The following is a 12,402-nucleotide window of genomic DNA, read 5'->3' on the forward strand; positions in this document are numbered from 1 at the left end:
AATCGTGGTCTGAATATGCTAAAATCGGCAAATTTCCAATTTAATTAATTATCATTGTTTCTATCTGTTAAAACTGTTAATACTATTTACATCTATTTTTATTGTATGGGCGGTAACCGATACCATGAGTGATAAAAAATCAAAATGGTGCGATCCAAGCTGCGAATACGCCAGGTTCCCCAGGGAAGAGGACCTAAGCGGCGCCTGCCGCACTTTTATCGCTCTTTACTGCGAAAAGTACAAAAGGCTGGTTCATAAAAGCGCCCTCTGTCTTGATTTTACTAAGAACGGTAAAAATGAAAAATAATATAGATGATAAAACAGCCCGGAAAATTGAGAAAATTCTCCTTTCCGCGCTCAAAAACGGCAGACGTCAACTCTTTGAACACGAAGTATACGGAGTCCTCAAGTTAACCGGGATATCCGCTCCTGAGGCCGTATTTATAAAGAATCACAATGAAATAGCCAAAGCCGATCTTTCCGGGTTTTCAGACTGCAAAGTAGTATGCAAGCTCATATCTCCCGATATTCTCCACCGCTCCGAGTACGGCGGCGTACAATTCATTGAACCGGAAATAAAAGCACTTTCCGACACTTTCCTTAAATTCTCGAAAATAGCTCGGGAAGCGGAAGCGGAATTCTCGGGAATGATGATAGCCCGGCAGCTGGATATAAATGATAATGTACCTAATCAGCTTCTCCTATCCCTACGCCAGGAAAAATCCTTCGGACCGGTTGTAACAATGGGCCTCGGCGGACTGGGAACTGAAGTATACAAAGATTCTCTCAAGGACAGAAAGGGTCTGTTTATCTGCTCCCCTTCAATTGTTTCAGAAGGCAATAAAATCGTCCGGGCGCTTGAAGAAACATTTTTTTATCCAGCTATTACGGGGAAAACCAGAATCTCCGCCGATGTTATTATAGAAGAGAAACAAGTTCAGAATATCATAGGCAAATTCATCTCTCTTGCTGAGAAGTTCTCCGTCCTTTCAGAATTTTCTCCCGTAACTATAGAAGAACTGGAGGTTAATCCCCTTCAGATATCCGGGGGAGAGGTAATCGCTCTTGACGCGCTTTTGAAAATATCAACAAACAAAACTTTACCGCGGGAGAGTTCCGCCGATTCGGTTAAAACCCTTCTTAATCCTGAAAATATTCTCCTGATCGGAGCTTCCGCCGGAAGAACCAACATGGGAAGAATAGTTCTGAATAATCTGAGCGAGAGCAAAATTATTCCCAATGAGAAAATATTCCTTCTACATCCCGACCCTCAAGTTAGTGAAATAGAAGGATTCAAAACCTATAATTCCCTTGATGAAATAAGCGGAAAAGTGGACCTCACTGTTTTTACAATTCCGGCAAGCGACAATTCCATAGCACTTATAGAGAAATTAATAGACAGATCAAAGACTGAGTCACTGATAATAATATCGGGGGGATTCGAAGAAACTGAGAAAGGAAAGGGTTATTCGGAGAGAATAAAGTCGTCTCTGGAGAAAAAACGAAAATCCTCTTCCCGCTCTCCCGTAATCAACGGCCCTAACTGTATGGGAATAGCATCCGAGCCCGGCGGCTACAATACTTTCTTCATACCGAAATACAAACTCCCTTTCGATGGGAAATTAGGCGGGGAAAGCGCGTTTATAAGCCAGAGCGGCGCGTTTCTCGTGTCTATGATGAGTGTATTAACCGATGTAAAACCATCGTATATGATAACTGTGGGAAATCAGCTCGACCTTACTATCTCCGACTATCTCATATCCCTCGGGGATAACTCCGCGCTCGATATATTCTTTCTCTACATAGAAGGTTTTAAGCCCTTCGACGGAAAAAGATTCCTTGACGCGGCAGGGAAAATAATTGAATCGGGAAGAAAGATCGTAGTTTACAAATCGGGCAGAACCGCCGAAGGAGCAGCGGCGGTAGCCTCCCATACCGCGGCTATGGCTGGAGATTACTTCATTTTCAGACGTTTAATGAACGATGCCGGCATACTGGTAGCGGATTCGCTTGCTGATTTTGAAGATTACATGAAAATATTTTCATTTCTCTCCGGGAAGAGCCCCGGCGGCCCCAGGGTAGGTATAATAAGTGACGCGGGTTATGAATGTTCCTCCGCTTCCGACAACCTCGGCGGACTGCGGCTCGCGGAATTAAACGGTAAAACCATTTCAAACCTCAAAGGTAATATGCCTTCGGGGATTGTCGATGTAAAAAACCCCGTGGATACAACACCCGCCGTGGATACCGCTAATTACGGTAAATGCGCTAAATATCTGATAGATGATCCAGGCACTGACTGCATTTTAATATCCAACGTGGCCGCGACCTTCACACAGGAAAACCTAGAGAAGGGAGATGGCCACAACGAGGATATTCGAAACAAAAGCTCTCATCCGAATACAATTATAAGCCTGGTGAAGAGTACGGAGAAACCGGTGATAGTTTCCCTTAACGGCGGCAAAATATACGACCCGGCAGCGCGAATGATGGAAAAGGCCGGAGTCTGCGTGTTTAGAAAAATCGACCGCGCAATCAAGGCCCTTGATAAATTTGTCAGCTACAGTTAGATTAACATACCGTGCGGGTTTTATTAATAACGGGGAACTTAAACTCAAGCGGCCCTTATTCGATATACACTTTAATGAATCTGAAAATATTCAATAAACAGTTTGCCGTAACGCGAAAAAAGAGACAATAAAAATAACCTCGGAGGCAGAATGCAAATCACCATCGAAGGACTGAACAAAACTTACAGAGGGGGACACAAAGCCCTGAGCGGGCTGACTCTGGAAATAAACAACGGTATCTTCGGGCTTCTGGGGCCTAACGGAGCGGGCAAGACAACCCTGATGAGAATCCTTGTAACTCTGATAAAGCCCACATCCGGCAATGTCACTATTGACGGTTATGATCTGGCAGAAAACAGAAAAGAGATAAGAAGCATGATAGGGTATCTCCCTCAGGAATTTCAGTCGTTTCCAAAGCTTAAGACATGGGAATTCTTAGACTACGCCGCCGAACTCGGCGGCGCGAGAAGTAAAAAAACAAGAATGAAGATGGTTGACCGGCTCTTAGAACAGGTCGGCCTATATGATTCAAGAGACAAAAGGGCCGCTAAACTCTCCGGAGGGATGAAGCGTAGACTCGGAATAGCACAGGCCCTGGCCGGAAACCCCAGAATATTGATTGTAGATGAACCTACGACAGGACTTGATCCTGAAGAACGGATCCGTTTCAGAAACCTCCTTTCAGAGATGAGCGAAAAGGATATGATCATAATTCTTTCCACTCACATTGTAGGTGATATTTCAAGTACCTGCCTTGATATGGCCCTTCTTAACTCTGGAAAACTCGCGTTTTCCGGCGCTCCGGAAAAACTTATTGAAATGGCAAAGGGACATACATGGAAGATAAGCGCGACCGACAGTGAACTTGAACAAATCAAGGAAAAATATTCCGTTATATCAACTTTCCCTTCAGAAAACGGCTGGGAAGTACATCTTGTAGCTGACGAGCTGGAAAGATTCAATGGAGAAACGCTCGAGCCCGGACTGGAAGAGGCCTATGTATACTTTCTAGAACACTATACAAACCCCGACCATGAAAGACTTTGAATATTCTTTAAGGGTAAGAAGATAATCTCTGAGAGGTAATTTAAATGGATTGGATATACAATATTCATGTAGTCGCTAAATTCGAAATCAAAACGCTCCTCAGGAGCTGGTTTTTCAGAATTTTTGCCGTTCTGTCATTAGTTGCTATAGCCCTCCTTGACCTTGTTTTCTTTACTAACATTGCTCCCCTTCCATGGTCCTTCAGAGCGATTCCATCCTCGATTCCATATACAAACATCCTATTCTTAAACCTCGCTCAGGCAGTTATCGCGGTTTTTCTCTCTTCAGACTTCCTGAAACGCGACAAGAAACTCGACACCACGGAAGTTGTTTACACAAAACCGGTTTCCAATCCGGTTTACATCGCCGGCAAGACGGCTGGGATTCTATTTACATTTCTCGGTCTCAATGTCGCGGCTCTGATTATAGCGGCTGTCTACAATATATTTTTCGCCCATTCCGGATTTATACCCGTATCTTACCTCCTCTACCCCCTTATTATAAGTCTTCCTACTATAGTATTTATCCTGGGGCTTTCCTTCCTTATTATGGTTGTTATTAGAAACCAGGCGGTCACTTTCATACTTCTGCTGGGGTATATCGCGGCAACTCTCTTTTATCTTTCTTCAAAGTTCTACCGCCTCTTTGATTATCTGTCCTTTAACGTTCCGCTTATGTATTCCGGGATAACAGGGTTTGGAAATACAAATCAGCTGCTTATACACAGGGGAATCTATCTCTGCCTCGGCATTTCGTTTATTTTCATCACGGCTGTCCTGCTCAAGAGACTCCCTCAGTCAAAATCATCAACACGCCTCTCGATTATCTCTTCCTGTGTTTTTCTTGTATTAGCCCTTATTCTGTCCTCTGTTCATATAACGGGAATAAAAGAAGGGGAGAAAAGAAGAGAAGAAATAATAAATATCAACAACTCGCTCAATAGGCTGACAAAGGTCGAAATCAATAAATGCGGACTGGAGATAACACATAAAGGGGATAAAATCCACGCGGAGGCATTTCTTGAAATTATAAACAGGTCAAAGTTTCCGGCCCGGAAATATATCTTCAACCTCAATCCGGGACTTAATATAGAAGAGATCAAAAGAAACGGCAGAAAAATCCCTTTTAACAGGAATATTCACCTGATATCCATAACTCCTGAAGTTGAGCTTGGACCTTCAGCCGTAGATTCACTGACTATCAGATACTCTGGAAAAATAGACGAAAACGCCTGCTATCCGGATATCGAACCTGAAACAATAAGAGAGGACTACCGCATAGCATTCATGAATATCAAAAAAAGGTACAGTTTCATCTGTGACGACTACCTTCTTCTGACACCTGAAACTCAATGGTATCCAACTTCAGGACCGGGATTCAGAGAAGATCATCCGGCGTCATTCAACAGAGATTTTGTTTTATTCGATCTTAAGGTTAAAACCCGGTCCGATCTGACAGCTGTATCACAGGGAAAAAGAACAGAAAATAGTGAAGGAGTATTTACCTTTACAACTGACACTCCTCTTCCCGGCCTCTCTCTGGTGATAGGAAACTATGAGAAAAGAAGCACTTTCGCTGATTCTACCCGCTGCAATCTCTACACAATAAAGGGGAATGACTACTTTATCAAATATTTTGATTCAATTGGGGATACTATTCCCCAGCTGATAAAAGATGAAAAGCAGAATTACGAAAACACCCTCGGGCTGTCCTCTGGGTATTCCAGGATATCTCTGGTTGAAGTTCCGGTTCAGTTTTACTGCTACAGCAGATTATGGACACTCGGATACGAAGTTGTGCAGCCCGAAATAGTTCTGGTCCCCGAAAAAGGTGTAAATATAGAAAGTGCCGATTTCAGGAGAATGGCATGGAGGAACAAGAGAAGGAGTGAGAGAACAAACGAAACGACAGCGGCGGCTGAAAAGCAGGCGGATATGTTCAGGAGTTTCGTGTCCCGGACTCTAACCGGAGAGATTAATCCTTCCACTCTCAGAAGGGGACCGGAATCAAGAGAAATAAGCTACAGCATATTCCCCTTCTACTACAGCTTTATCAGTCACATAAAATCGGCGGAATGGCCCGCGCTGAATATAGCCCTTGAATCATATCTTTCCGAACCGCTTGAATCTCCCCCCTCGCAGTTTCTAAGATTCGTAAGGGGAATGACTGATATAGAAAAAGCCAACATCGAACTTTCCAGAAACAGCCTGGAGAAAATACTTAAGAACCCCGAAAAACGCGACATCACTCGTTTTGTTATTAATCTGAAAGGTAAATTCCTTTTTAACCTTCTCGCCGTTAAAATAGGCGGAGAAGATCTGAGAAGTTATATAGCGGATATCACGAAACAAAACAGATTCCGGGATATAAGCGGGAGAGAATTCGCAGCCGGCATCGAGAAAAAATTCGGCATAGACATTAAACCTTATATTGACAACTGGTACACAAGTGAAGATATCGCGGGGATCGTTCTGAGCGATATAACAACATACAAATTTACCAGGAATGAAAGGACCCGTTTCCAGGTTAGATTCAGGATTACAAACAGAAAAAGTGCCGGCGGGATTGTCAAGATAACCCTCAAAAAAAGAGAACAAAGAAGATTCAGAAGGTTTGGCCGCCGGGGGGCGCGCGATACTGAAGAAGACAATTCATCGGTGGAACGCCGGATATTTGTAGGCGAGAAACAAACAAAAGAGATAGGGGTTGTGCTGAATTACGAACCGAGGACAATGACTGTTAATACCATGATTTCCAGCAACCTGCCTTCAACATACAACGAGACATTCAGCGACTTCGAATCCAACAAACACGCGAAACCTTTTGAGGGAGAACGGGTTGTTGAAACCCCCTCTGCTACGGCCCGTCCGGAAATAATAATAGTTGATAATGAAGATCCGGGATTTAAGGCTGAAGGGAAAAAAGAGAGAAGTCTGCTTAAGAAAATACTTCCGCGTTTACTTGAGGAAGAAGATGAGGATAAATACTCCGGTCTTCGCTTCTGGAAATCCACACATAGATGGAAGGCTACGATAAATGCCAATTATTACGGCGACATCATTAGAAGCGCTCATTTTACAAGCTCCGGGGATGGGAACCTTAAAGCCTCCTGGCAGACTGAAATAGCCGAAAAAGGGTACTACGATGTTTATTGCTACATCAGTAAAGTCCATTCCCCGTGGGGTCGAAGACAAAATGAAGAAAAGAGTGAAGGGAGATATCACTATTACATCCATCATGACGACGGCGTTGAAGAAGCAACCGTTGACCTCGGCAGCGCCTCTGAGGGCTGGCATTTCCTGGGATCCTATTATTTTTCAAAGGGTGAAGCCGGGATAGAACTATCCAATGAAACGGAAGAAAGATTCGTAATCGCTGACGCCGTAAAATGGATAAAACAGTAATATCGGCTTAATAATATCCCATCTTATAAAAAACTGGTTTTTTATAAGAATTGCAGCTGATTTTCTACTCTCCGATAATCTTAACCATAACGCGTTTATCTCTTCTGCCGTCGAATTCGCCGTAGAATATCTGCTCCCAGGGACCAAAATCGAGCTCGCCATCAGTAACGGCTACAACAACCTCCCGCCCCATGACCTGGCGTTTCAGGTGAGCGTCTCCATTATCCTCACCGGTCAGATTGTGCCTGTATCTGTCGGTAGGTTCATGAGGAGCCAGATCTTCCAGCCACCTCTCATAATCGGCGTGAAGACCCTTCTCGTCATCATTGATAAAGATGCTGGAAGTGATGTGCATAGAATTTACAAGTACAAGCCCCTCGATGATGCCGCTTTCATTCAAACAGTCACTGACCTCTGAAGTGATGTTTACAAAAGCCCTTCTTGTGGGAATATTAAACCAGAGTTCCTTCTTATAACTTTTCATCTCAACCTCCTTATAGGGCCTCTAGTATCCCAAATTCTATCTCCCGGGTAAATAGTTCTTTCTGTCTTTCCGGAAAATCCGGATTTTTTATTAAAAATTCGCGTAAATATGTGTAAATTTGTACATCTCTTATACACTCTTTTATAATTCCTTAATATAACGTGAATTACAAACATAATGCGCTTAAATAACAAAAATATGCGCTCACAGGTTAACACTTTTTTGATGCTGAAAGATTGGTAATTTGTCTGCCCGGGGTAAAAATATCGAGAAATTCTTATAATTTTTCAGTTTCTCAACTTAATTGATATAAGGAAGATACGGATATACAACCGGTCCGTAAAACATACTTCTCTCTTGCTTTAAAGAGCAGAGATCAATGCTGGTATATATCTTGACTATATATACAAGCTTGAGAGGGTAAAAAAATGGTTGATTCATCCCCCAAGTGAGCGGAGAAAAAGCCATATATAACCTCCTAATTTTCCCCCGCCGCCGGAGGGGAATCTTAAGCATTGTAAATTCGGTCTCTGATTAAATCAGGAAAGTTTCCCGGCGGGGGAGATAAAAAGATGTACTGGTAACAAAATTCAGAAAAAGGAGTTGCATGATCTACAACGAAACAACGGAAGTCGAAGAATTGCCGGAATTAACTGAATTAAGGAGGAGTTATGTTTAAGCGTATAGTTTCTATAATGATAATTGTTTCTTTTATTACTATGGTGCAAAGTTCTTGTAGTAGAGAAAATTCCGTGCGCCCAGATAAAAAAGAAGAAACTCAGCCAGATGATAACTTAGAAAAAGTATTAAAAAATGATCCCGCCGTAAATGAATTTGTCCAGATAAGTGAACAATTAATCATAAAAGCTATGGATAATAAAGTTAGCGCTGCTGAATTAGAAATAGCATATGAGAACGAGGATGATGAATTCTTTGGTCATTTACTCGGATACGAAGAAACTGAGATACGAAAGATTAGCGACAGAATTTTAGATTTAAGCAATACAATTTCTAAAAGATACCCGAAAATTAAAAAACAAGCTGAGAAAAATCAAAACCAGAAATGTAAATCATGCGATTTTAACAAAGTGATTGAGAATTGGGATGGAATAGTTTCAAAGTATAATAATCAACACCGCAGGATAGTAGCTGTTGACCCCGCTATATGCAAAGTGGTACAGTTAACAGTGGGTATGTATTTATGTGCAGCAACATTAGCCTCCGTAGTTCTATATGTGCTTTGCGCGTATATGGTTGTGTGTGCATCCTGTTCGGGAGGGTGGGCTGATGATATTTGCATGTAGTGTATATTTGTTTCGAGGAGCCAGTTAGTATTCGTATTCCAAAGTAGGAGTCACCGGATGCCCCCTCCCCTGCGCTGGAAGAAGAGAGTGAGGAATTAACCTGTCTCTTGACATTGGTTACTGATATGATCGGAGGTTTATTAACAATGAGAATTAGTTTTGGAGCATTTATTGTATTATTCATTTGCATGATTTTTTTGGGTCGGGTTACTTCTAAATTCAAGCATTTAAGATACATTATACCGATATCGGGAGCGCTCTTTTTTCTTGTGAATGCTTATATTGATAAAGAGATGTTATATCCCAGCCTCTTCTTATTTTTAATTTTTGGTTTTACGGGTATCCGTTACTTATCACTCCAGAGAAAGCAGGCAAAGGGAGAAAATAAAGAAAAGAGATCTGACCCACCCCTATCAAGTTAAAAAAACTCTATGAAGTCCAATTTACTGACATATAGTTTTCTCATCGGGATAACAGTTTCCTTCATTGGAATCATTCTTATTCTACTTGATAAGAAAGATAATTCCACGGATAAAGAAGAAAACAAATTAAGCTCTGAAGACTGATGCGATTATTCCTTCCGTAATTCGTCTAGCCGCGGCGGGACGTTGTTAAAAAGGGCGTGTCATAAACTATAGTAAAGTGGCTTCTGTTCTCCTATAATGTATTTTTTCTAAGCCATATTCTGAAAAAAGGATCGTAGATCTCATATTTTTTATCTCTTTTAACAACATAATTTTTATTTACGAGAGTCTTCACGGATGACTGAACAGTCGAAGTCGAGCCCAGATTATTTTTTAGCCTCACATCATTTGAAAAAATTTCTGTTTCTCTTGACAGACATCCCAGAACTGCTCTCTGATGCATTGATACATTGTTGTACCAACTGTAATACAACTCATTTTGAGTATGCATTAGACTCTCAACAGCAGCATCAACATCTTCTTTATTAATTATCCCGCCCCCTTCCAGCCATATTTGCGAGCAGAGCATCTGTACATGAAAAGGGCTGTTTTGCGATAAATTCGCTATTTCTCCGGCAAGTATTTCATCAATTTTCCTGCCGGTTGATCCAAATCTTTCTTGAATAAATTTAATCAAATCTTCTTTGGAAATAGTGTCAATAGGATAAATCTTCGCGGCTTGATAAAAGGCCCTGTCGGCATTTTCAAACATATCTCTTATAACGTGAGTTTTGCTCCCCATAAATATATAACAAACTCCGCTGTGATGTTGAACAAACGACCTCAGATTTTTTTCAAACTCAATGCCGTTATATTTTGAGATTTCTTGAAATTCATCAAATACCACCGCGACTCTTTTGTTATATTTTTCCGCTATTCTTTGAGGTATTTCGTATACCTCTTCCAGGGCCTTCCCCATACCCGAGGCGGTTCTGGAAAAATCAAAGGAAACCTTAAAATTTCCTCCTTCTGTGTATTCAAAAGACGGCATCAACTTCTGGAAAAAGCCTGTTATCTTTTCAATCTTTTCTTGTTTAGTCGAAAAGGCTTTAGTTATGGACTTCGCGTAAACTTCTATGAACTGGCCGGGAGTGGAAGCCCTTTGCAAATCAACATAAATTGTGATTACAGAAGAGTCTGCCTCAAATCTTTTCAGAACCGTTTTTATCAGAGAGGTTTTTCCCAGTCTTCTCTGGGAGTAAATAAAAAGATTCTGCGCGGATTTTATATACTCTTTTATATCCTTAATCTCTTTACGCCTGTTGGTAAAATACTCGCCGGTGACAGCTTCGCCGAATTTAAAGGGGTTATTCATTTTTAAGAACCTCCCGAAGATATTCTACCACTATACAATAGCGCATTACCTTATTTAGTATAATATAGTTTAGTATACTATATCGTATTAGTCAAGCGAAATAAGATAGAAAATTTGTTCTTACGCGTAATTGGTATAGTTAGCACTGTAAATATTCATACATATTAGAAATTCACTCCATAAAAATAGAACTGCCAAATGAAACAGAAGGAAACTTTGTCACTACGGACGCCGTATAAATAGGTGAAGCAATAAAGTCTAAAATAAGCTGGAATCTTAGAAGGATATTTGAAATACTAGAGAAAAAATTGGAGATTGATATGAAAAAAATATTATTTACAAAATCCCTTCGGGTTTTCCTTCTTGCCGGCGCATTTATAATTCCCCTTATAAGTCATAATCTACGCGCCGCTCAAACACTAACACTTGAAAAAGCCCTTGAGATATCCATGGAAAAAAGCCCCTCTATCCGGCAGTCGAGACTGAACTTGAAACGAAGCAGGGCGTCACTTGACGCCGCCAGAGCCCGGCTTAAATCAAAATTCAGCCTCTCTCTTACTCCGCTTAACTATTCAAACAACAGGAATTTCGACGATTTCTCCTCTACCTGGTACACACGGGAAACAAAACAATCCTCGGGGCAATTTACAATCGAGCAGCCTATTAAATGGACAGACGGAACTCTTTCTCTTATAAACAGATTTTCCTGGAGGGAATCGTACAGCAGCCAGGTAGATAAAACAGACAGGACATACACAAACGATTTCTATATCAACTTCCAGCAGCCTATTTTCACTTATAACAGAACCAAGCTGGAACTTGAGAATCTGGAGCTGGACCTTGAAAGAAACAGGCTGCAGTATATTATCCAGCGCCTCTCGCTCGAAAAACAGGTCACCGAGTATTTCTTTAACATTTATCAGACTAAGAAGAGTCTGGAAATCGCCGAAGAAGATTTTAAGAACAAAACCGGCAGCTATAATATAATGAAGAATAAGGTTAAAGCCGGTATCGGAAAGAAAGAGGACCTCTATCAGGCCGAGCTAAATATGGCCAAGAGCAAATCAGATCTGCAGGACCGGCGCGTACAATTGGAAGACGCGCTGGATAATTTCAAGAAACTCCTCGGAATTTCAATCTACGATGAAATTTCAATAGCGGCTGACGTTTCCTATATGCCCCTCGAGATCGATCTGAAAAAAGCGATTGACCATGGTATAAAAAACCGTATGGAAATACGCCAGTCTAAAATTGATATCAGAAACGCGGAGAACGACCTTATCGAAACAAGCGCCAACAATGAATTCAAGGGAAATATAGACCTCTCATACGGAAGCACCGGAATGGATGAAGAGTTCAGCAATCTCTACGATTCTCCGGATAAAGACCAGCAATTCCGTGTAACACTGGAAGTCCCCCTCTGGGACTGGGGCGAGAAGGAATCCATGATTGAAGCCTCAAAAGCAACGATTGATTCCAGAAAACTCGATCTTGAAAATGAAAAAAAGGATATAATGATCGGAATAAGAGAGACATACCGAAACCTGCGGAATCAGGTAACACAGATCGAGATCGCGGATCAGAATGTCCGCCTGTCCAAACTGACATATGAGATTAATCTTGAACGGTTTAAAAACGGAGACCTGACCAGCAAAGACCTCAATGATTACCAGAACCAGCTTTCACGCGAGAAAAATTCAAAGATTTCAGCGCTCATCCAATACAAACTCTATATTCTTGAAATGAAGATCAAATCCCTCTGGGATTTTGAAAATAATTGTTCAGTCTTAGACCAGATGCAATAAGGAGAAAAC

Annotated in this window: 9 protein-coding genes; 7 read left to right on the plus strand and 2 right to left on the minus strand. The window is 41.4% G+C overall.

Annotated elements, in window-relative coordinates:
• The first annotated feature begins 124 nt into the window (after positions 1–124).
• The 4 genes from U5O15_06320 (at position 125) to U5O15_06335 (ending at position 7,021) form a co-directional block, all read left to right on the plus strand.
• Positions 125–307 carry a hypothetical protein gene (locus U5O15_06320; GenBank protein ID MDZ7860267.1) on the plus strand — a complete coding sequence of 61 codons (183 nt, stop codon included), beginning with the start codon at positions 125–127 and terminating at the stop codon, positions 305–307.
• Complete coding sequence (locus tag U5O15_06325) at positions 297–2,570, plus strand: acetate--CoA ligase family protein (GenBank protein MDZ7860268.1); 2,274 nt, start codon at positions 297–299, stop codon at positions 2,568–2,570. Before U5O15_06320 ends, U5O15_06325 begins: the two co-directional genes overlap by 11 nt.
• Before the next feature lie 150 nt (positions 2,571–2,720).
• Complete coding sequence (locus U5O15_06330) at positions 2,721–3,617, plus strand: ABC transporter ATP-binding protein (protein ID MDZ7860269.1); 897 nt, start codon at positions 2,721–2,723, stop codon at positions 3,615–3,617.
• 44 nt (positions 3,618–3,661) lie between these two features.
• Complete coding sequence (locus U5O15_06335) at positions 3,662–7,021, plus strand: hypothetical protein (GenBank protein ID MDZ7860270.1); 3,360 nt, start codon at positions 3,662–3,664, stop codon at positions 7,019–7,021.
• A gap of 64 nt (positions 7,022–7,085) precedes the next feature.
• Here U5O15_06335 and U5O15_06340 read toward each other — a convergent pair whose 3' ends face one another.
• Entirely contained in the window at positions 7,086–7,505 is a 420-nt protein-coding gene (locus tag U5O15_06340) for a secondary thiamine-phosphate synthase enzyme YjbQ (GenBank protein ID MDZ7860271.1), read from the minus strand.
• Between the two features lie 671 nt (positions 7,506–8,176).
• Here U5O15_06340 and U5O15_06345 point away from each other — a divergent pair.
• Both U5O15_06345 and U5O15_06350 read left to right on the plus strand, forming a co-directional pair.
• Positions 8,177–8,809, plus strand: a complete 633-nt coding sequence (locus U5O15_06345; protein ID MDZ7860272.1) for a hypothetical protein — start codon at positions 8,177–8,179, stop codon at positions 8,807–8,809.
• Between the two features lie 431 nt (positions 8,810–9,240).
• A complete protein-coding gene (locus tag U5O15_06350; GenBank protein ID MDZ7860273.1) occupies positions 9,241–9,375 on the plus strand; it encodes a hypothetical protein in 135 nt (44 codons plus the stop codon).
• A 91-nt stretch (positions 9,376–9,466) separates the two neighbouring features.
• Here the strand turns inward: U5O15_06350 and U5O15_06355 are convergent, their stop codons facing one another.
• On the minus strand, positions 9,467–10,588 hold the full coding sequence (locus tag U5O15_06355) for an ATP-binding protein (GenBank protein MDZ7860274.1): 1,122 nt from the start codon (positions 10,586–10,588) through the stop codon (positions 9,467–9,469).
• Positions 10,589–10,908: 320 nt separating this feature from the next.
• Here U5O15_06355 and U5O15_06360 point away from each other — a divergent pair, with 320 nt between their 5' ends.
• Positions 10,909–12,393 (plus strand): TolC family protein, encoded by a 1,485-nt coding sequence (locus U5O15_06360; protein MDZ7860275.1) that lies wholly within the window; start codon positions 10,909–10,911, stop codon positions 12,391–12,393.
• Positions 12,394–12,402 lie beyond the last annotated feature (9 nt).

It is taken from the genome of Candidatus Krumholzibacteriota bacterium (genome assembly GCA_034520215.1).
Lineage (GTDB): Bacteria > Krumholzibacteriota > Krumholzibacteriia > Krumholzibacteriales > WJIX01 > JAGHBT01.

Bases quoted from the DNA above. Each gene is read 5' to 3' on its own strand.
- U5O15_06320 (MDZ7860267.1), top strand. From the start codon at position 125: ATGAGTGATAAAAAATCAAAATGGTGCGATCCAAGCTGCGAATACGCC.
- U5O15_06325 (MDZ7860268.1), top strand. From the start codon at position 297: ATGAAAAATAATATAGATGATAAAACAGCCCGGAAAATTGAGAAAATT.
- U5O15_06330 (MDZ7860269.1), top strand. From the start codon at position 2,721: ATGCAAATCACCATCGAAGGACTGAACAAAACTTACAGAGGGGGACAC.
- U5O15_06335 (MDZ7860270.1), top strand. From the start codon at position 3,662: ATGGATTGGATATACAATATTCATGTAGTCGCTAAATTCGAAATCAAA.
- U5O15_06340 (MDZ7860271.1), bottom strand. From the start codon at position 7,505: ATGAAAAGTTATAAGAAGGAACTCTGGTTTAATATTCCCACAAGAAGG.
- U5O15_06345 (MDZ7860272.1), top strand. From the start codon at position 8,177: ATGTTTAAGCGTATAGTTTCTATAATGATAATTGTTTCTTTTATTACT.
- U5O15_06350 (MDZ7860273.1), top strand. From the start codon at position 9,241: ATGAAGTCCAATTTACTGACATATAGTTTTCTCATCGGGATAACAGTT.
- U5O15_06355 (MDZ7860274.1), bottom strand. From the start codon at position 10,588: ATGAATAACCCCTTTAAATTCGGCGAAGCTGTCACCGGCGAGTATTTT.
- U5O15_06360 (MDZ7860275.1), top strand. From the start codon at position 10,909: ATGAAAAAAATATTATTTACAAAATCCCTTCGGGTTTTCCTTCTTGCC.